Annotated in this window: 18 protein-coding genes; 7 read left to right on the top strand and 11 right to left on the bottom strand. The window is 69.6% G+C overall.

Annotation, left to right across the window (positions count from 1 at the left end; translation table 11 throughout):
• Positions 1-66: 66 nt before the first annotated feature.
• Complete coding sequence (locus DID99_RS28335) at positions 67-1029, bottom strand: ABC transporter substrate-binding protein (protein ID WP_124667978.1); 963 nt, start codon at positions 1027-1029, stop codon at positions 67-69.
• 475 nt (positions 1030-1504) lie between these two features.
• On the opposite strand from DID99_RS28335, the gene DID99_RS28330 reads away from it, so the two are divergent.
• Positions 1505-2569, top strand: a complete 1065-nt coding sequence (locus DID99_RS28330) for a DNA topoisomerase IB (protein ID WP_124523776.1) — start codon at positions 1505-1507, stop codon at positions 2567-2569.
• Positions 2570-2597: 28 nt separating this feature from the next.
• Here the strand turns inward: DID99_RS28330 and pqqE are convergent, their stop codons facing one another.
• The 6 genes from pqqE to DID99_RS28300 all read right to left on the bottom strand — a co-directional run bounded on the left by pqqE (position 2598) and on the right by DID99_RS28300 (position 8100).
• On the bottom strand, positions 2598-3716 hold the full coding sequence (pqqE, locus tag DID99_RS28325; RefSeq protein ID WP_124523763.1) for a pyrroloquinoline quinone biosynthesis protein PqqE: 1119 nt from the start codon (positions 3714-3716) through the stop codon (positions 2598-2600).
• A 7-nt stretch (positions 3717-3723) separates the two neighbouring features.
• A complete protein-coding gene (pqqD, locus tag DID99_RS28320) occupies positions 3724-4005 on the bottom strand; it encodes a pyrroloquinoline quinone biosynthesis peptide chaperone PqqD (protein ID WP_124667977.1) in 282 nt (93 codons plus the stop codon).
• Positions 4002-4721, bottom strand: coding sequence for a pyrroloquinoline-quinone synthase PqqC (gene pqqC, locus DID99_RS28315; RefSeq protein ID WP_124489109.1), 720 nt, complete (start codon positions 4719-4721; stop codon positions 4002-4004). Before pqqC ends, pqqD begins: the two co-directional genes overlap by 4 nt.
• 2 nt (positions 4722-4723) lie before the next feature.
• Complete coding sequence (pqqB, locus tag DID99_RS28310; RefSeq protein ID WP_124667976.1) at positions 4724-5647, bottom strand: pyrroloquinoline quinone biosynthesis protein PqqB; 924 nt, start codon at positions 5645-5647, stop codon at positions 4724-4726.
• A 64-nt stretch (positions 5648-5711) separates the two neighbouring features.
• Positions 5712-5786, bottom strand: coding sequence for a pyrroloquinoline quinone precursor peptide PqqA (gene pqqA / locus DID99_RS28305; RefSeq protein ID WP_006410019.1), 75 nt, complete (start codon positions 5784-5786; stop codon positions 5712-5714).
• Positions 5787-6078: 292 nt separating this feature from the next.
• Positions 6079-8100 (bottom strand): sigma-54-dependent Fis family transcriptional regulator, encoded by a 2022-nt coding sequence (locus DID99_RS28300; RefSeq protein WP_124667975.1) that lies wholly within the window; start codon positions 8098-8100, stop codon positions 6079-6081.
• A gap of 324 nt (positions 8101-8424) precedes the next feature.
• Here DID99_RS28300 and DID99_RS28295 point away from each other — a divergent pair, with 324 nt between their 5' ends.
• Positions 8425-9420: an alpha/beta fold hydrolase gene (locus DID99_RS28295; protein WP_124667974.1), complete on the top strand. Its 996-nt coding sequence runs from the start codon at positions 8425-8427 to the stop codon at positions 9418-9420.
• Here DID99_RS28295 and DID99_RS28290 read toward each other — a convergent pair.
• The 4 genes from DID99_RS28290 to DID99_RS37975 form a co-directional block, all read right to left on the bottom strand.
• Positions 9405-11705, bottom strand: coding sequence for a TonB-dependent receptor (locus tag DID99_RS28290; protein WP_124667973.1), 2301 nt, complete (start codon positions 11703-11705; stop codon positions 9405-9407). The genes DID99_RS28295 and DID99_RS28290 overlap by 16 nt on opposite strands.
• Positions 11706-11794: 89 nt before the next feature.
• The gene (locus DID99_RS28285; RefSeq protein WP_124667972.1) at positions 11795-12223 is read right to left on the bottom strand and encodes a biopolymer transporter ExbD; all 429 of its coding nucleotides are present in this window, start codon (positions 12221-12223) and stop codon (positions 11795-11797) included.
• Complete coding sequence (locus tag DID99_RS28280) at positions 12220-12936, bottom strand: MotA/TolQ/ExbB proton channel family protein (RefSeq protein WP_124667971.1); 717 nt, start codon at positions 12934-12936, stop codon at positions 12220-12222. Before DID99_RS28280 ends, DID99_RS28285 begins: the two co-directional genes overlap by 4 nt.
• Before the next feature lie 10 nt (positions 12937-12946).
• Positions 12947-13828, bottom strand: coding sequence for an energy transducer TonB (locus tag DID99_RS37975; RefSeq protein WP_260444718.1), 882 nt, complete (start codon positions 13826-13828; stop codon positions 12947-12949).
• 652 nt (positions 13829-14480) lie between these two features.
• Between DID99_RS37975 and DID99_RS28270 the strand changes: the two genes are divergently transcribed.
• From DID99_RS28270 to DID99_RS28250, 5 genes are all read left to right on the top strand, one after another.
• The gene (locus DID99_RS28270; RefSeq protein ID WP_124646677.1) at positions 14481-16208 is read left to right on the top strand and encodes a methanol/ethanol family PQQ-dependent dehydrogenase; all 1728 of its coding nucleotides are present in this window, start codon (positions 14481-14483) and stop codon (positions 16206-16208) included.
• An 82-nt stretch (positions 16209-16290) separates the two neighbouring features.
• Positions 16291-17547, top strand: coding sequence for a c-type cytochrome (locus tag DID99_RS28265; protein ID WP_124667970.1), 1257 nt, complete (start codon positions 16291-16293; stop codon positions 17545-17547).
• 76 nt (positions 17548-17623) lie between these two features.
• Positions 17624-17941 carry a high-potential iron-sulfur protein gene (locus DID99_RS28260; protein ID WP_124489117.1) on the top strand — a complete coding sequence of 106 codons (318 nt, stop codon included), beginning with the start codon at positions 17624-17626 and terminating at the stop codon, positions 17939-17941.
• A gap of 16 nt (positions 17942-17957) precedes the next feature.
• The gene (locus tag DID99_RS28255) at positions 17958-19811 is read left to right on the top strand and encodes a sigma-70 family RNA polymerase sigma factor (RefSeq protein WP_124668002.1); all 1854 of its coding nucleotides are present in this window, start codon (positions 17958-17960) and stop codon (positions 19809-19811) included.
• A 207-nt stretch (positions 19812-20018) separates the two neighbouring features.
• Positions 20019-20374 (top strand): acetyl-coenzyme A synthetase N-terminal domain-containing protein (locus DID99_RS28250; protein WP_409362711.1); only part of this gene is annotated, 356 nt, incomplete at its 3' end.

The following is a 20374-nucleotide window of genomic DNA, read 5'->3' as shown; positions in this document are numbered from 1 at the left end:
ATCGCCCTCGATTCGAAGCGGCGGCCGGACGGCGGCGAACGCGCCGCCGTCCGCGTGCGCCGGGATTCAGTACTTGCGGGTCGGCAGCACCTGCGCCGCGACGCTCATCGGGAACACCGTCTCGTTCGTGACGATGCGCTTCGGCAGCTGCTTGCCGGCGACCACGTCTTTCACCGCGGTCATCAGCTGCGGGCCGAGCAGCGGGCTGCATTCGACGTCGACGTTGATCTTGCCGGCGACCATCGCCTGGAAGCCGCCCTTGGTCGCATCGAACGACACGACGCTCACGTCCTTGCCGGGCTTGATGCCGGCCTCTTCCATCGCCTGGATCGCGCCGAGCGCCATGTCGTCGTTGTGCGCGTAGACGACGTTGATCTGCTTGCCGTAGGTCTTCGCGAACGCTTCCATCACCTGCTTGCCGCCGGCGAGCGTGAAGTCGCCGCTTTGCGACGCGATCACCTTGAACTTCGGATTGTTCTTGATCACTTCGAGCAGGCCCGCGCGGCGGTCGTTGGCGGGCGCCGAGCCGACCGTGCCCTGCAGCTCGACGATGTTGACCGGGCCCGCATCGTTCCTGTAGCGCTCTTCCAGCCAGTGGCCCGCGCGCCGCCCTTCCTCGAGGAAGTCGGAGCCGATCATCGTCACGTACAGCGACGGATCCTTCACCTCGACGCCGCGATCGGTCAGGATCACCGGGATACGGGCCGCCTTCGCTTCGGTCAGCACCGGCTCCCAGCCCGACTCGACGACCGGCGAGAACGCGATCACGTCGACCTTCTGCGCGATGAACGAGCGGATCGCGCGGATCTGGTTCTCCTGCTTCTGCTGCGCGTCCGAGAATTTCAGGTTGATGCCGGCCTCCTTCGCCGCGCCCTTCACCGACACGGTGTTCGCGGTACGCCACGCACTTTCCGCGCCGACCTGCGAGAACCCGAGCGTGATCGGCTTTTGCTGCGCGTGCGCGCCGGTGGCCAGCACCGTCGCCGCGGCGACGATCGCGCCGGCCGCCAGCTTCCTGATGAATGTCATGGTCCGTCTCCGATGGTGTCGTTGTATGCCGCGGCGCCGGCCTGGCGCGGTGCCGTGTCGTGCTGTTGTGGTTCTGCGTGGCACGGGCGCGGTTCGGGGCGAGGCGGCCCGGCCGTTGCGGCCGGCCCGAGATGTACGCCCCGGATCAGTCTAGGAACAAGTCCGATAACCTTCCAATGAAATATTGGATTGAAGCGATATCGGTATCGGCATACGTATAAACACCTAAGCGGGCGGGGCGGCGTCGTCAAATGAACTCGGGGCGATCAACGAGAACGCCACCCGGATTGTTTTTCTCCATGGTCGGCCGGCGCAACGGTAACGGCATGGCGCCGCAAGCACGGCGCACGCTTCTTGCTGTCACGCTCCGAATCGCGCGAACGACAAGGAGAAGACGATGCCCGCAGCAGCGACGAGCGGAGCCCGCCGCGCCGATGCGCGGATCGACCGCGCGCGTCGATCGACGCATCGCAGCATGAAGACGCGCACGCCCCGCGCGGCACCTCCGGACGCGGACGTGTCCGCCGCCCCGCTGCGCCACGTCGACGACCGGCGCCCCGGCTACACGCGCCGGCGGCTGCGCAACGGCTTCGCGTACTACGCGCCGGACGGCACGCGGATCCGCGACGCCGACGAGATCGCCCGCATCAACGCGCTCGCGATTCCGCCCGCTTACACCGACGTGTGGATCTGCACGGACCCGCGCGGCCATTTGCAGGCGACGGGGCGCGACGCGCGCGGACGCAAGCAGTATCGTTATCACCCGCAGTGGCGCGCGACACGTGACGCGAACAAGTACGCACGGATGGCTGAATTCGCCCGCGCGCTGCCGCGCATCCGCGCACGCGTCGCGCGCGATCTCGCGCTGCCCGGCATGCCGCGCGCGAAGATCGTCGCGACGGTCGTCCGGCTGCTCGACACGACGCTCGCGCGGATCGGCAACGCCGAGTATGCGCGCGAGAACGCGTCGTACGGGCTGACGACGCTGCGCAAGCGCCACGTGACGATCGGTCCGGGCCAGGTGCGGCTGCGCTTCACGGGCAAGAGCGGGATCGAGCACGACGTGACGGTCGACGACCCGCGCGTCGGCCGCATCGTGCGCCGTTGCGCGGAGCTGCCGGGACACGAGCTGTTCCAGTATCTGGACGAAGACGGCACGCGCCATTCGGTCGGCTCGTGCGACGTGAACGACTATCTGCGCGACGCAGCGGGCGCGGCGTTCACGGCCAAGGATTACCGGACGTGGGCAGGCAGCGTGCAGGCGCTCGCGTTGCTGCGGCGCGTCCCGCAGCAGGACGTCGCGCACGCCAGCAAGCAGATCGTCGAAACGGTGCGCACCGTCGCCGAGGTCTTGCGCAACACGCCGGCCGTGTGCCGGCGCTGCTACATTCATCCGGTGGTGCTCGATACGTTCGAGGCCGGGATGCTCGCGGCGCTGCAGGTGCGCCGCACGCCGAGGGGGCTGCGCGTCGACGAAGCGGCGTTCGCGGCGCTGCTCGAGCAGGCGGCGCGGCAAGCGGTCAAGCGGTCGAACAAGTGAGGCTCACCGACATGCCGCCCGCTGCCGCTCAGCTCGCGATCGAATTCGCAATACTGCGAAAGATCAGCGGCCGCTCGTCCTCGCGCCCTGCCCGCCGCGCGAACTGCACGACCTGTTCGACCCGGCCGTGATGTTCGGACTTCGCGCAGACCGGATCGGCCTGCGCCGGATCGCCGGCCAGCATGTACGCCTGGCAGCGGCACCCGCCGTGATCCGTGTGACGCTCGTCGCAGGTGCGGCACGGATCGCGCATCCACCCGTCGCCGCGAAACGCGTTGAATGCGTCGCTGTCGTACCAGATCTCCTGCAGCGACCGGTCGCGCACGTTCGGCAGCGCGAGGCCCGGCAAGCCGCGCGCGGCATGGCACGGCAGCGCGGTGCCGTCCGGCGCGACGCCGAGGAACACCGAGCCCCAGCCGTTCATGCAGGCCTTCGGCCGCTGCTCGAAGTAGTCGGGCACGACGAACAGGATCTTGCACCGTTCGCCGACGAGCTTCCGGTAGCGGTTGACCGTTTCCTCCGCTTCGCGCAGCTGTTCGGCGGTCGGCATCAGCTGGTCGCGATTCAGCATCGCCCAGCCGTAATACTGCGTGTTGGCAAGCTCGAGAAAATCCGCGCCGAGGTCGAGCGCCATCTCGATGATCTGGCCGACGTGCGGCAGGTTGTACCGGTGCAGCACGCAGTTCAGCACCATCGGATAGCCATGCGACTTGATCAGCCGCCCGACGCCGCGCTTGAGGTCGAAGGTGCGCGTGCTGGTCAGGAAGTCGTTCAGCTCGCGCGTCGAATCCTGCAGCGACAACTGGACATGATCGAGGCCGGCCGCCTTGAGCCGGCCGATGCGCGTGGCATTCAGGCCCACGCCCGACGTGATCAGGTTGGTATAGAAACCCAGCGACCGCGCATGCTCGACCAGCACCTCCAGATCGTCGCGCTGCAGCGGTTCGCCGCCGGAAAAGCCGATCTGCGCGGCGCCGAGCGCGCGCGCGTCGCTGATCACCGTGCGCCACGCGTCGGTGTCGAGCTCCGCGCCGTGCGTCGCGAAGTCGACGGGGTTGTAGCAGAACGCGCAGTGCAGCGGACAGCGGTACGTGAGCTCGGCGAGGAGCCACAGCGGCGCGCTCGGGCGGTTCGGAGGCGGTGTCATGTCCATGTCAGTCGAGCCAGCCGCGCAGTCGCGCATGATCGAGGAAGCGATAGACGTCCGACGCGAGATCCGACGTGCTGAACAGCCGCTCGAGCTCGTCGATGATGTCGTCGAGCTCGCGCTTGCCGTCGCAGCGCGCGAGGATCTCGCCCGCGCTCGGGTTGAGCCGGACCATGCCTTCCGGATACAGGAGCACGTACGCATCCTGGGCCGCCTCCCACTGCAGGCGGTACATGCCCCTCAGCGAGGGGCGCAGCGGCACGCCGCTGACGGCTTCGTCGGAGTTCATGCGGGGTACGCCTTTTCAATCGCGTCGAGAATCGACCACAGCACATCCAGCTTGAACGACAGGATGTCGAGCGCGCGCCGCTGCGCGTCCGGTGTCGTGAAATGGCTCAGCGTCACCGCGAGCCCGTGTTCGACGTCGCGCTGCGCCAGCGGCACGCGGCTGCGGAAATACTGCAGCCCGTCCGCCTCGATCCACGGATAGTGGGACGGCCAGCCCGCGAGCCGGTCGAGGTGGATCTGCGGCGCGAACATCTCGGTCAGCGACGAGCACACGGCCTCCTGCCACGGCGCGTGCCGCGCGAAATTGACGTAGGCGTCGACCGCGAACCGCACGCCGGGCAGCACGTGCGCGAGCGACCACAGCTCCGCGCGCTCGATGCCGACCGCCTCGCCGAGCCGCGCCCAGGCCTCGATCCCGCCTTCCTGGCCGCCGTGACCGTCGTGGTCGAGAATCCGCTCGACCCACAGCCGGCGCGTGTCGCGGTCCGGGCAGTTGGACAGGATCGCCGCGTCTTTCAGCGGAATGCTGACCTGATAGTAGAAGCGGTTCGCGACCCAGCCGCGGATCTGCGCCGGCGAGCACGCGCCGGTGTTCAAGCGCCGGTTGAACGGATGATGGATGTGGTAGCGCGATTCGAGCGCGCGCAGGCGCGCCTCGAACTCCTGCGCACTCCAGGGCGTCGCGTGCAGCGCCGCGGCGGGAATCGGTGCGTTCATGGTCAGACCTCGAATTGCATGCCGTCGTGGGCGACCTCGATGCCGTGCTCGCGCAACTGCGCGCGCTGCGCGGAACCTGGGTCGAGAATCGGATTCGTGTTGTTGATGTGCGTGAGGACCTTGCGCGTGTGCGCCGGCAACTGCCGCAACTGCTCGATCATCCCGGGCCGCGCCGCGTCGCCGCACTGCGCGAGATGCCCCATGTCGGCCGCGTGCTTCGACGACAGGCCGAGGTCGATCATCTCGGTGCCGGTCCAGAAGGTGCCGTCCACCAGCACGAGATCGGCGTCGCGCATCGCGGCGCGCGCGCCGTCGTCGACGTCGGCGAGCCCCGGCGCGTAGAACGCGTGCCGGCCGGTCGCCGTATCTTCGATCAGGAGTGCGATGTTGTCGCCCGGCACGCTCGCCTCGCGGCGCGGCGAATACGGCGGCGGCTTGCTGTCGACCGGCACGGCGGTGAAGCGAAGGCCGCCGGCGCCCGCGATCGCGAACGGCTGGCCCGGTACGATCGGGTGGACGTCGACCCCGCAGTAGTGGCCGAGCAGCGGCACGAGCGGCAGCCCGGTCGACAGATCGTCGAGCACCGGTGCGCTCGCGTACAGCGGTAGCGGCGACGTGCGTTCGCGCAGCATCAGCAGGCCCGTCACGTGATCGATCTGCGCGTCGCACAGCACGACGGCGACGATCGCGCTGTCGCGGATCGCGCGGGCGGGCTGCAGGTCGGGGGCGGCGCGCAGTTGCGCGAGGATGTCCGGCGACGCGTTCACCAGCACCCAGTCGCTGCCGTCGCCGCTGACGGCGATCGACGATTGCGTGCGCGGCACGATGCCGTCGGTGCCGGCCCGCGCGCGACGGCAGTTGCCACAGTTGCAGTTCCATTGCGGCAGTCCGCCGCCGGCGCCCGAGCCGAGTATCTTGATCTTCATCTGCGTGTGCTCCGGGTGCCGCCCGCATCGTGTCCGTCGATGCGGGCGGCACTGCGCGCGTCGATCAGCGGTTGGCGATGTACATCGTGATTTCGAAACCGAAACGCAGGTCGGTATAAGCCGGGGTGGTCCACTGCATGATGTGTCTCCTTGTTGAGTTGGTGAGTCGAACAAACCGCATCGATCGAGCGGCCGATACCCATTCAGCAAGGAGCGTGCCGGGTCAGGATTTGCGTCGCGCGGCCGTATGCGCAGGCGTGCGGCCACCGCCGGGTGGTTACGGCACCGGAATCCTTACGATTTACCGACACGAACATTTCAGAATCCGTCGAGCGACGGTTCGCGACGCGCGCGGCCGGTTGAGCAAGTGTTGAATCCTTGAACACCGGGTGTTGCAACCTGACACACCGGTGTGACAGTCGCGGCTTCCGTCAGGGTTCGTCCGGCTCCAGCGCATCCGGCCCGGCGGCCGGCATCTTGCGGTAGATCGTGTTGCGCGACACGCCAAGCGCGCGTGCGGCGGCGGACACGTTGCCGCCATGACGCGCGAGCGCGGCCGCGATCGCGGATGCGGCCACGTCCTGCAACCGCGCATCACCGGCCGCGGTCGCGTTCGCGAACGCGGGCACGGGCGCTTCCGCTGCGAGCGCTGGCGGCGCAGCGGCGCCCTGCGTCGCCGGGCCGCCGTCGCGCCGCACGTCGTCGAAGAAGTCGTCCGGCAAATGCTCGCAGCGGATCTCGCAGTCGTCGTCGACCATCGCGGCCGCGGTGCGCAGCAGGTTCGCGAGCTGCCGGAAGTTGCCCGGCCACGCGCAACGCTCGAACAGCGCCATCACGTCGGGCGCGACGCTCAACGGCCGGCGGCCGGGCCCCGACAGCGTCTCCCGCTGCAGCATCTTCTGGACGACCACCGCGAGGTCCGTGCGGTCGCGCAGCGGCGGCAGCCGTACGACGAGGCCGTTGAGCCGGTAGTACAGGTCCTCGCGGAAGCGGTTCTGCGCGATCATCTCGCGCAGGTCGCGGTGGGTCGCGCAGATGATCGCGATGTCGACGCCGATCGCCTTCGTCGAGCCGAGCGGATTGACGATGCGCTCCTGCAGCACGCGCAGCAGCCGCACCTGCAGCGGATACGGCATGTCGCCGATTTCGTCGAGAAACAGCGTGCCGCCGTTGGCCTGCAGCAGCTTGCCGGTCGCGCCCTTGCGGCGGGCGCCGGTAAACGCGCCCTCCTCATAGCCGAACAGTTCGGATTCGATCAGCGTCTCCGGAATCGACGCGCAGTTGACGGCGACGAACGGCCCGTCGCGGCGCGGCGAGTCGTTGTGGATCGCCTGCGCGAGCAGTTCCTTGCCGGTGCCGGTTTCGCCGGTGATCAGCACCGGAATGTCCTTGCCGATCACCTTGCGGACCTTCGCGATCACCGCCGCGACCTGCGGATCGCCGGTGTCGAGATAGCTGAGGCGCGACAGGCTCGCCGCGCCCTGCGCGGCAGGCGGCCGCGCGGCGGGGGCGGCGCCGTCGTGCACCTCGGCGGGCCGGCTGCCCTCGGCCCGCAACGCGCGCCGGAACTGCACGCGCGCACAGACCACCGCGCCGTTGCCGAGGTTCAGCGACACGTGCGGCTCGGTGCTCGCGCGCATCCGGTCGATCAGTTGCGCGCTCGTCACGTCGAACAGCGACGCGAGCGTATGCGCGCGCAGCGCGGCGAGCGGCATCCCGAGCTGGAACTGCGCGCTGCGGTTGGCCGACAGGAAGCGGCCGTCCGCGGTGAACGCGACGATCCCTTCCATCAGCGTGCCGAGGAATTCGGGGCGGCCGTGGAACGACACCTGCAGCGTCTCCTGGAAGGTCGTCGTGAACAGGTGGTTCTCGATCATCTGCACCGACATCTTCGCGAGCGCCATCGTGTGCTGGTGATAGCTGCGGTGGTCGCCCGTCACGTCGAGCACGCCGATCGCGTCGCCGTACGGATCGAGAATCGGCACGCTCGAGCAGGTCAGGAAATGGTTCGCGGCCAGGAAGTGCTGGTCGCCGTGCACGACCATCGGACACAGCTCCGCGAGCGCGGTGCCGATCGCGTTGGTGCCCTGCCGGTTCTCGGCCCAGTTCGCGCCGGGGCGCAGCGCGACCCGCTCCGCGCGCCGCAGGAAGTCATCGTCGCCGATCGAATGCAGGATCAGCCCTTCCGCATCGGTCAGCACGATCATGCTCTGCGTGTTGACGATCTGCTCGTGCAGCGTCTCCATCACGGGCATCGCATGCACGCACAGCACGCGGTTCTGCTCGCGCTTGAGCGCCAGCGCGGCGCCGGACAGCAGGTCGTAGTCGGGACGTGCCGACGCCTGCAGGCCGAACGTCTCGGACCGCTCATGGGACTTCTGGATCGTCGGCGTCGGCCAGCCGGGCGCATGCGTGGCCCGTGCGTTGGCCGTCGGATGAACGTCATCGCGCATTGTCTCCTCCGGGGATCCTTCCGGTCGCTGCCGGACTGTTTGCGCTTGATGCAAGCAAACATCGGGCCACGATGGGATGCGCGCACGATCTGGTTTCGTTGCATCGCCGCGCCGACCGAAATTGAAAGGGAAATGAAATGACGGCACTGGCTTGCCGTCGATGCGGCGTCCCGAGCGCGTGATCGACGTGATAACGTGAAACGCACGCGTGCCGCCACCCGGACGAATCCCTATCTTCATCGCCGGCGCGAATCTGGCTTGATACGGGTCGGGCGCGGCCGCATCGCGCGATTGCCTTTCCCTCTCCGTCTATACCCGGCCGACATGTCGCCATCACGCAGCCAACGCTCCGCCCTCCCCGTGCGCCGCCTGTCCCGCGATGCATGCACGATCGCGTGGACTGAAGCCGGCAATCCGCGCGGCGCTCCGGTCGTCGTGCTGCACGGCGGGCCCGGCAGCGGCAGCCGGCCGGCCGTGCTGCGCCTGTTCGACCTGACGCGCACACGCGTCGTGCTGGTCGACCAGCGCGGCGCGGGTGCGTCGACGCCGCGCGGCGGCCTGCGTCACAACGACACGATGCGACTGATCGGCGATCTCGACGCGCTGCGCGCGCGGCTCGGCATCGCACGCTGGGGCGTCGTCGGCGGGTCGTGGGGCGCGGCGCTCGCGCTCGCCTACGCGGGACGGCATCCGTCGCGCGTCACCGGCGTCGTGCTGCGCGGGTTGTTCCTCACGTCGTCGCGCGAAGTGCGCGGCCTGTTCGTCGGTGCACGCGCACGCGCGCCGCGGGCCTGGCAGCGCCTGACGGCCGCCGCCGGCACCGCGCGCGCCGATCGCCTGATCGCCTGCTGCGCGCGGCGTCTCCAGCCGGGCGCCGGCGCGGCGCGGCAGCGCGCGGTCGCGCTCGCATGGAACGCGTATGAAGACGCGATCCTGTCCGGGCGGCCGGCGCGCGGCGCGCGGCCGGCGCAAGCCGCGATCGACCGGCTGATCGACAAGTACCGGATCCAGGCGCACTACCTGCAACGCCATTGCTGGCTCGGCGAACGCCGCTTGCTGGCGCTCGCCCGGCAAGCCGCGCAAGCCGGCGTGCCGATACATGCCGTGCACGGCACGCGCGACCGCGTGTGCCCGGTCGACAACGTCGATCGACTCGCGCGCGCGGTGCCGGCCGCCATCGTCGAGCGCGTACCGGCCGGGCATCTCGCGAGCGATGCTGCGCTCGCGCGTGGCATCGCCCGCGCGGTACGCAAGATGCTCGACGTCGCGGCGGCAGACGCACCACAACATGCCGAGCCGCCCGTTCAGTCCCACGCATAGCGCGCGCCGACCCATGCGCCGCGCGGCGCGCCCGGCCCGACGAACTGTTCGTTGACGGCATTGAGCCCGTCGAACGAATGGTTAGGACCATTGAAGACGTTCTGGCCGAGCATCCCGAAGCTCGCATAGCGCTTGTCGAGCAGGTTGGTCACCGACGCGAACAGCTGCAGCTGCTTCGTGACTTGCCAGGTCGTGTCGAGGTCGATGAGGAAATAGCCGGGCACCTTGCCATTTTCGTCCTGGTTGTTCTCGTCGCCGCGCGCGAACACGCCGCTGCGATACGTGATGCGGGTGCCCACGGTCCACTTCGGCGTCGCCGCATAGTCGAGCCGCAGCTTCACGGTGCTCGACGGAATCCCCGGAATGCGGTCGCCGGAGCGGACGACGATGTTGCCGCGCGCATCGGCGCTCGAATTGCTCGCGCTGCTTTCGGTCCACGTCGAGCGGTAGCTGGCGTCGACATAGCTGTAGCTGACGCCGATGCCGAGCGGCCCGAGCCGCGTATGGCCCGCGAGTTCGAAGCCTTGCCGGCGCGTCTTGCCGACGTTCTGGAAATAACCGAGCGTGCTCGCGCCGCCGTTGCTGCTGATGAACTGGATGTCGTCGTCGAGCGTCGTGCGGTAGACGGCCGCGCTCCACGTCGTCGCCTGGCCCACCCGGCCGCGCGCGCCCAGCTCGATCGTCTTCGCGATCACGGGCTTTAGCGCCGGATCGGCGAGAAAGTCGTTCGGCAACGAGCACGGCGCGGCCGGATCGGCGCACGCGAGCTCGATCGCGGTCGGCGAGCGCATCCCTTCGTTGTACGTCGCATACGCGGTGAAGCCCGGCGCCGGATTCCACGTGACGCCGACGGCCGGATTGAACCGCGCGAACGTATGGCGCGCGGTGAGCAGCGGCTGCAGGCCGCTCACGTCCTCGATCGCCGCGCGCGACACGTTGTAGCGCCCGGCCAGCGTCAGCGACCATTGCCGCGTCAGCGCGAGCGTGTCGTCGAAGTAGACGCCGTAGTTCGCGTTGCGCGTCTTCGCGCGCGTCGTCTGCGTGAAGTCGCCGATGCCGACCGTCGCGCGCGTCGCCGTGAACATCGCATCCTGCGACGATTGCTCGAACCCCGAGTTCGCGAGATCGGCGGATGCGCCCGCCACGAACTGGTTGTCCATGCCGGCGAGCTTGCCGAGCAGCGTCAGCTGCAGGTTCGCGCCGTAGCTGTCGGTCGCGATCACCGAGCGGGCATTGGTCGCCTGCACGGTGTCGGTGGCGCCGCTGCCGTCGACGCTGCCGAAATCGTCGTTCACGTTGCTGCTGATGTTGGTGTTGCGATAGTGCCGGTAATAGACGTTGCCGCTCAACTGCACGTGGTCGCCGAACGAATGGTCGCCCGCCACGGTGACGTACGCGGCGCTGTTGCGGTTCAGGTCGGGATAGGTGTAGGCCTGCGCGCGATTGTCGAGAAACGTGCGCGGAATCGTCTGCGAGCCTTGCAGCGCGTTGTCCGCGCCGCCGGCCGAGATCGACAGCGTCGTATCGGCGTCCGTGTAGCGCAGCTTGCCGAAGCCCTGCCGCACGCGGCTCGCGTTGTGATCGGCCCAGCCGTTGTCGTTCGCGACGTTGCCCGTCACGTAATAGTCGAGGTGGCTGCCGATGCGTCCGCCCTGCTCGATCTGCGCGGTCTTGCGTCCCCACGATCCGATCGATACCTGCGCGGCGCCGCCCGGGCTCGTCCTGCCGTTCTTCGTCGTGATCGCGAGCGCGCCGCCGAGCGTGTTGAGGCCGTAGGTCGGATTGGAACCGGGGATCAGCTGCATCGTGTCGATCGCCGCCTGCGGGATCAGGTCCCAGTTCACGACGTCGCCGAACGGCTCGTTGACCCGCACGCCGTCGACGAACACCGACAGCCCCTGCGGCGTGCCGACCACCGGCGACGCGGTGAAGCCGCGGTAGTTCACATCCGTCTGGTACGGATTGCCCTGTGCCTCGTTGATGTCGACGCTCGAGACGTTCTTCTCGAAGTAGTCGGTCAGCACGCTGTCGTGCTGGCGCGCGAGGTCCTCGCCGCGAATCGTCTGCACGTTGGCCGGCACGCGCGAGAGCGGCGTGCCGATCCCGAGCAGCGGCGTCGTGCCGACGACGACGATCGGAGCGAGCGTCGGCGCATCGGCGTTGCCGGCCGGTTCGACCTGCGCCGACGCGGGCGCGAGCCAGCCGCCGAGCATGCCGCCGCAGCACAGCGTCACGCCCGCGCGCCGTGCGGCGAAGCGGCGCTTCGCCCCATCGGTTTCCTTCATCTCCGCGTCTCCTCTTTTCTTGTCGTCGCGTCGTTATATCGTTGTCCGTAACGACAAGTCGACGGTGATCTCCGCCGGCATCGTTCGCTTCATGGCGCCGGCCCGGCAGCGCCGTCCGCCGTCGCGATCGCGACATGCGCAACACGCGCGCGTCCGATCGACGCGATGACGCCGGCCACGGTGCCGAACGGCTCGTTGCGGTCCGCGTGCAGGCTCACGCTCGTCTGCGGGTCGTGCGCGACGCGGCGTGTCAGCACGGCTTCGACCTCGGCCGGCGCGGCCGGCGTGCCGTCGATCCGGATCGCGCCGTGCGCGTCGACGGTCACGGTGACGGTCGCTGCACGCGGGTCGCGCGCGGGCGCGGCTGCCTTCGGCAGGTCGACGCGGATCGCATGCGTCATCAGCGGCGCCGCGACCATGAAGATCACCAGCAACACGAGGACGACGTCCACGAGCGGCGTCACGTTGATCTCGCCGAGCGGTTCGCCCGCGTCGGCTTCGCGCTCGTCCGTCCTCATACGGCCGCCCGGCGCACGCCCGCATTGCTTGCCGCCGGCAGCGCGGCATGCACCGGCGCGTCGATCCGGAAGCGGCGCTGTTCGGCCAGCGCGATCAGGTCCTGCCCGAACTCGTCGAGCCCGGCCGTCACGGTCTTGAGCTGCCGCAGGAACAGGTTGTAAGCCAGCACCGCCGGAATCGCGACGCCGATCCCGATCCCGGTCGCGACCAGCGCCTGGCCGATCGGCCCCGCGATCGCATCGATGCCGTTCGTGGCCGACGCCGTCATCGACTGCAACGTGTGGACGATGCCGAACACAGTGCCGAACAGCCCGACGAACGGCGCGACATTCGCAATCGACGCGAGCACGGTGAGCCCGCGCTCGAGCGGCCGCCGTTCGCGCCGGATCGCGCGAGCGAGCGTGCGTTCGAGCAGGTCGCGGCGGTCCCACGCAACCAATGTGGCCGGGGCGTGCGGCTCGGGTGCGTCGAGATCGCGCAATGCGGCACACACGGCGCGCTGCAGGCGCGCGTTGGAGCTGGCGGCCGCCTCGTCGTCCGTCGGCATCGACAGTGCCGCGCGATCGCCGCAGCCCGCGGCAAAGCGGCGGTTGCCGAGCACGACGCGCGCATGCAGCAGCGCCTTGACGACGATCAGCGTCCAGGTGAGCGCCGACAGCACCGCGAGGAGCGCAAACGCGCCGACGACCGCGTAGTGGATGTAGTCAGGCATGAAGGACTCCCTAGTTTCCGAGTTTGAACACGACCGGCACCCTGACCCAGCCGTCGATCGATTCCGTGCCGCGTTTCGCCGGCACGAAGCGCCAGTCCGTGACCGCCGCGACGGCCGCCTCGTCGAGCGCGTCGTGTCCGCTGCTCGCCGACAGCAGGACTTGGTCGGGCCGGCCGCTCGCGAGCACATGCACGTTCAGCAATGTGGTGCCTTCCCAGCCGCGCCGCTGCGCGACGTCCGGATAGTCGGGCGCGGGATTACGCAGGTACGCCGCCGCGAACCGCGGTGCGGTGACGGGTTCGGGCGCGGTTGCCGATGGTGCGGCGGGCGCCGCGTGCGCAGGCACCGTCGCGGTATCGGCCGATGCGTGTGCGGCGGCCGGCGACGCCGGTTCCGGTACCGCCCCGGCTCGCTCCAATTCGCCGTCCGGCCGCGCCACGGCGGTTGCGGCCGGGGGCTGGCGCGAAGGACTTGTGCGATCGACCCGACGCGGCACCGTCGGGTTCGGCCGAATCTCCCGAGGCATGACCGTTTCGCGGCGCGCATGCGAAGGCCCGTGCACGGGAGGAACCGGTGTTGCGCGATCCGTACGGCGCTGCTCGCCCGGTTCGGCCACCCGCGCGGATTCGCTCGCGTCCACCTCGACGGCGAGCGGACGAGGCAGCGTCGGGCGTGCAGCGGGCACGCACACATGCCACAGCGCGACCGTGATGGCCGCATGGACGGCGAATACCGCCAGCGCGACCGCGTGCAGCGGTTCGCGTGCGCGCACGGCCTGCGACATCGCGATCGTCGCCGCGTCCGCGCCGACCGGCGCGATGCCGTATGCGAGCGCGACCACGCGGCGGCGGTCGGACCTGCGGTGGGCATCGAACGGCATCGGGACGGGCATGGTGGTTTCTCGCTGCGCGGAATCGTTGCCGGTTCGAACGGCAAGAAGCATGCCGATGCCCGCATCGCCCGCCTGGCGCCGGTCGAAGCCGCCACGCGTCGATCCGCAACCGCCGACCTGTTGCAGTTCGTGCCACCGCTGTTGCACCTGTGTCAATTTGGATCAACGGTACGGCGCTCGCGCAGTCGTATGCGCGATCGTCGTTCGGATCGGGCGCGCCGCCGTGGGCGCGCGGTCCGTTGCATGCGTGCGTCGCACCGGGTAACGGCGCGCCATCGACTCACACAGTCGACGACGATCGCCGTCCCTGCGCCGCACCGTCATTCATTCAGGCATGCCCTCGCGCATGACCGCCGCGATTGGCCGTGCGCCACGTATCGCATGCGCGCGGCTCCCGTCCGCTCACGGCGTTGTCATGTTTCGCAACACTCGGCCCGCGGCTGTCCCCGAACGCAACACCCGCGGATCACCCGCGCCGCGCCGCCCGCGTCGCCGCAACGCGCGCAATCGGCCGCTGCGCCTTGCCCGGCAAGGCGCGCGCCGCAGTGGCATGCGATTTGCGTGACTGGCTGCGCACTGGACCCGGATCCCCACCCTGCCGGCCCGGCCATGTGTTGGCCGCGGTGCGACCACAATGACTCAGGAGACAACCATGAAAAAACTCTCGGCTTCGACGAGCCGACTGGCAACGATCGGCATCGCGGCGGCGGCGGCGATCGCCTTGAATCCCGGCCTGGTGGACGCTGCCGCGGATTATCCGGCCGTCACGTACCAGCGGCTCACGGATGCACAACGCGATCCGGGCTGGCTCACCTACTACCGCACGTACAGCGGCCAGGCGCATTCGCCGCTCAAGCAGATCGACGCGTCGAACGTGAAGCAGCTCACGCAGGCGTGGAGCTACAAGTTTCCGGCCGAGCTGAAGCAGGGTTTCGAGGCCACGCCGATCGTCAACGGCCGCTACCTGTTCGTGACCACGCCGAAGGACAACGTGTACGCGTTCGACGCGGCCACCGGCGCGCAGCTGTGGAAATACGAACCGAAGCTCGGCGCGGAATCGTTCAAGACGGCCTGCTGCGACGTCGTGAACCGCGGCGTCGCGCTATACGGCAAGAACGTCTACGTCGCGATGCTGAGCGGCGAGGTGGCCGCGCTCGACGCGCAGACCGGCGCGCTCGTGTGGAAGAAGCAGATGTTCGAACCGGGGCTCGGCTACGCGTTCTCGCTCGCCCCGCTCGCGCTCGACGGCGCGATCGTGGTCGGCAGCTCGGGCGGCGAATACGGCGCACGCGGCTTCATCGCGGCGCTCAGCCCGAACGACGGCTCGCTGCTGTGGAAGCGCTTCACGATCCCCGGCCAGGGCGAGAAGCACGCCGATACCTGGCCCGACGGCATGCAGGCGCACGGCGGCGCACCGGCCTGGCTGACCGGCACCTACGACGCGGCGACGCGCACGCTGTACTGGGGCGTCGGCAACCCGGGGCCGTGGCTCGCAGACCTGCGGCCGGGCGACAACCTGTACTCCGATTCGCTGCTCGCGCTGGATCCGAAGAACGGCGACCTCAAGTGGCACTACCAGTACACCAAGCACGACACCTGGGACTACGACGGCGTCAACACACCGGTGCTCGCGACGATCAAGTACAAGGGCAAGGAACACGACGCGATCGTCCATGCCGACCGCAACGGCTACTTCCATGCGATCGACCGCGACACCGGCAAGCTGATCTATGCGGAGCCGTTCGTGAAGGCCACGTCGGTCACCGGCTACACGGAAGACGGCGCGCCGATCCAGGATCCCGCGAAGTATCCGAAGGTCGGCACGACGATCGACACGTGCCCGAGCTTCCTCGGCGGCAAGAACTGGTGGTCGATGTCGTACGACCCCGTGCGCCATCTCGCGATCGTCCCGGCGCTGCATGCGTGCATGAGCCTGTCGGGCAAGTCGGTCAACTACATGGAAGGGCTGCCGTATCTCGGCGAAGGCTTCGAGATCAAGCCGGAGCCGGGCAGCGAAGGCTACGGCGAGCTCCAGGCGATCGACGTGAACACCGGCAAGAAGGTGTGGAGCCACTGGAGCAAGCTGCCGTGGAACGGCGGCGTCGCGACGACCGCGAGCGGCCTCGCGTTCAGCGGCTCGCTCGACGGCCACCTGTACGCGTTCGACGTGTCGACCGGCAAGGTGCTGTGGGAGAGCCCGAAGCTCGCGAGCGGGATCATCGCGCAGCCGTCCGTCTTCGAAGTCGACGGCAAGGAGTACGTAGCAGTGCTCGCCGGCTACGGCGGCGCCAATCCGATCTGGGGCGGCCCGATGGCCAAGGCGGCGGACGACGTGCCGCGCGGCGGCACGCTGTACGTGTTCGCCCTCGACCGCGGCTGATCGACGTCCGTTCAACCGCATCGCACCCGCGCCGCCGGCGCGGGTGCCGCCTCCCTTCTCCTTTTCAACCGAGCGTACGATCATGAACCTCCGACTTTCCCGCCTCGCCGTGGCCTGTGCGCTCGCGGTAGGCACGGCGCTGACCCCGGTGCCGTCCACGGCCGCGACGGCGGTACGCGTCTGCTCGCTGCCCGGCACGCCGACGGCCGCGCTCGACAAGGCCGTCGCCCGCGAGGTGTTCCGCACGGCCGGCATCGCCGCCAGCTTCGCCGCACACGACGCGGGCGGCAGCGACGACGACGGCGTATCCGCGCACGAACTCGCCGGCATCCTCGAACGCGATTGCGACGTGCTCGCCGGCTTCCCGCGCTCGGCCATCGCCGACGCATCCGACACGAAGCTGCTGTTCTCGCAGGGCTACCTGCGCTCGGGCTACGTGAGCGTCACGCGCCGCGACGCCGGCACGCCGCCGACCGGCCGGGAAATCGTCGCGGCCACCTACGCGAGCCCCGCGCAACTGATCGCGGTTCAGCAGAAGAACGCGCGCTTCGATCTCGAGAACACGTCCGAGCAAACGGTCGACGCGGTCGCCCGCGGCCGCGCGCATCGCGCGATCGTCTGGTATCCGGCGGTCGTCGCGTACCAGGCCGCGCATCCGAAACAGGCGTTCCGCATCGGCGCGACCGCGTCGCCGTATGCGGAGTGGCAGCTCACGTTCGCGTTCGCGCCGCGCTCGGCCGCGTTGCAGCAGCGGATCGACGCGGCACTCACGCGGATGAAGGACAACGGCCGGCTGGCCGCGCTGACCCGCAAGTGGGCGCTGCCCGGCAGCGCGCTCGAAGCGCACGAGTCGAGCACGCCGTCGCGTTTCCTCGACGGCGCGACGGCGAGCGCAGGCCGCGCGCCCGGTAGCCTGCTGCGCGCGCGCAACGTGCCCGCAGGCGGCTTCATCCGCGTCGCCGCGAGCACCGGCGACGCCGCGCCGACGTTCGACGCGGCCCAGGTCGCACACGGCAAGGAAATCTACGGCAATGCGTGCGCGAAGTGCCACGGCGCCGACCTCGAAGGCAACACCGCGCCCGCGCTGAGCGGCCCGTCGTTCGCGCCGCTGTCGCATTCGCACCTGACGATCGGCGGCGTGTTCGGCTACATGGCGACCAACATGCCGGCGGACCAGCCCGGCAAGCTGAAGGACGAAGACTACGCGGACCTGATGGCCTTCCTGCTCGCGTCGAACGGCTATGCCGCCGGCAAGAGCAAGTTGACGGCCGATACCGCCCACGCATCGACCGCGCCGCTCATTGCCGGTCCCGCCGCGCACAAGGACGCGAGCCAGTAACACCGGGGCAAGCGGCTCCGCCACGCGATGCGGGCCGCGCCCTTCCCCACGATTTCATCTTCACCAGGAAACGACCGTGACGTACCCGACCTCCCGCAGAACCTTCATCATCCATACCATCGGCCTGTGCGCGACGCTCGCCGCCGCACGCACGGCACTCGCGGCGCCGCCGCTCGTCGACGAGAACGACGCCGCCGCGAAGACGCTCGGCTATCGCGCGCGTGCGTCCAGCGTCGACGCCGCGCAGTTCCCGAAATACCAGGCCGGCCAGCGCTGCGTGAACTGCCGCTTCTACAAGGGCGAAGCGGCGGATGCCGCCGGCACGTGTCCGATGTTCGGCGGCAAGCTGGTCGCGGCGGACGGCTGGTGCAACGTGTATGCGAAGCGCGCGTGACGCGTCGCGCGACGGGATGCCGGCGCGGCACGCACCGGCGCCCGCGGCCGGCATCGCCGACGGCGCGCCGCCGCACGCCGTCGCGCATCTGCACGCGCTGATCGCGACCGGCCTGTCGCGCGGCTTCGTCACGCGCGGCGACATCATCGACGCGCTGCCCGACGACGATGCGGGCGACGGCGGCATCGATGCCGCCGCCGCGGTGCTCGCCGAACTCGGCATCGCCGTGTGCGACAGCGCCGATACCGCGAGCGGCTGGACGCTCGACCGCTACTTCCGGCCCGCGCCGCCCGCGCGTGCATGGGCCGACGGCGCCGGCACGCTCGCCGCGGCCGACCTGCTCGCGCCGCGCACGACCGACCCGGTCCGGCTGTACCTGCGCGAGATGGGCACGACACCGCTCCTCACGCGCGACGAGGAATTCACCTACGCGCAGCGCATCGAGCGCGGCCGCGCGGCGTCGGTCGCGGTGCTGTGCGGCGATCCCGATGCACTCGACGCGCTGGTGTCGATCCGCACCGAGATCGCCGAATGCCGGACCGCCGCATCGACCTACGTGATCTTTCTCGCCGACGGCCCGCGCGACGACCGCCCGGCGGACAGGGTCGATGCGGACGCTACGGCCGCTTCCACCGGCGAACCCGCACGCGACGACGAGACGCCACCGGAGGATTCTGCCTGGCGCGACGCCGTCGTGGCACGGCTCGCCCGCATCGACGCGCTCGCCGGCGGCATGCGCGCGGCGCTGCTGTCGGGCGGCAGCGCTTCCGCCGCGTATCGCGCGCAAGTCCGCGACGTCGCGGCGCTGCTCGGCACGGTGAGCCTGTCCGCCCGCGCACTCGAACGGATGAGCGAACCGTTGCGCAAGCGCGCATGCCGGCAGCGCGCGCTGCGGGGCCGGCTGGCGCGGATGCTGGCCGACGTGGGCGTCCCGCCGTCGTTTGCGCGGTCGACCGACGACGACCACGCGGGCTGGCTCGCGTCGTGCATCGCCGCCCATCCGGCCTGCGGGCCGACGCTGACGCGGCGCGCGGCCGAGTTCGTCGACGCACGCGCCGCGATCGTGCGCGATGCCCCGGCGTCGGCGCTGCCGCCCGGCGCGACCGCGTCGCTCGATGCGCGGCTCGCCGCGATCGAGCGCGCGATGCAGCCGGCGAGGACCGGACTGTTCGACGCGAACCTCCGGCTCGTCGTGTCGATCGCGAAGCGCTATCCCGATCGCGGCCTGGCGTTCGCCGACCTGATCCAGGAAGGCAACATCGGCCTGTTGAAGGCGATCGAGCGCTACGACTACCGGCGCGGTTTCCGTTTCTCGACCTACGCGACCTGGTGGATCCGGCAGGCGATCACGCATGCGCTCGCCGACCTCGGCCGCACGATCCGCGTGCCGACGCATACGGTCGACGCGCTGAACAAGCTGACGCGGCTCGCGCGCGAGCATCGGCAACGCACGGGCACGGCCGCGACGCCGGCCGAACTGGCCGTCCACATGGGCGAGCCGGTCGACAAGGTGCGCGACCTGATGGCGATCGTGAAGGAGCCGGTGTCGGCGGATTTGCCGGTGTCGCCGGAAGGCGACATGACGTTCGCCGACGTCGCGCCGGACCTGTCGTCGCCGTCGCCCGAAGACGCGGCCGGCGCCGCCCAGTTGCGCCATACGATCGCCGCCGCGATCGACCGGCTGCCGCCGCGCGAGGCGACGGTCCTGCGGTTGCGCTACGGACTGCACGCGGACGAAGGCTGCTCGCTGCGCGACATCGGCCGCCAGTTGAACCTGTCCGCCGAACGCGTGCGGCAGATCGAGGCGTCGGCGCTCGCGCGGCTTCGCGCATCCGACGCGCTCGGCACGCTCCGGTCGTTCATCGCGTAGCGCGGCGTCCGGCCAGCGGCGTGCACGCCGCGTATCGTGTGCCGTGTTGACGCCTGCAACACCCGCTGCTGCATTTCGACGCAACGCGCAGGCCGGCAAGCGCACCGAGTGCCTGGTCTTTTTATGCTTTGCACTGCATATCGATCTACGTGAACCGCACTGCAACGCGCACGCACGCCGCTCCGGCCGAATACCCGTTCGATTGGCATGCAAGTTGCGTTTCAACAGTCAGGCCGCACACCAACGATTTCCACGGAGAACACCTTGACTGCCCTCGTATCGATCCTGCAGGAACACCGAATCTTCGAACCGTCGGCCGACGCACGCGAGCGCGCCAACATCTCCGGCATGCCGGCCTACCGCGCGCTGGCCGCCGAGGCCGAGCAGGATTACGAAGGCTTCTGGGCGCGTCTCGCGCGCGAGGGCCTCAGCTGGCACAAGCCGTTCACGAAGGTGCTCGACGAGAGCGATGCGCCGTTCTACAAGTGGTTCGACGACGGCGAACTCAACGCGTCGTACAACTGCCTCGACCGCCACGTCGAAGCCGGCAACGGCGAGCGCGT

The organism is Burkholderia sp. Bp8986 (assembly GCF_003854225.1).
In the GTDB taxonomy this organism is placed as follows: domain Bacteria; phylum Pseudomonadota; class Gammaproteobacteria; order Burkholderiales; family Burkholderiaceae; genus Burkholderia.
The sequence above is the reverse complement of the archived record's forward strand: the minus strand, read 5'-3'. Positions and strand labels throughout refer to the sequence as shown.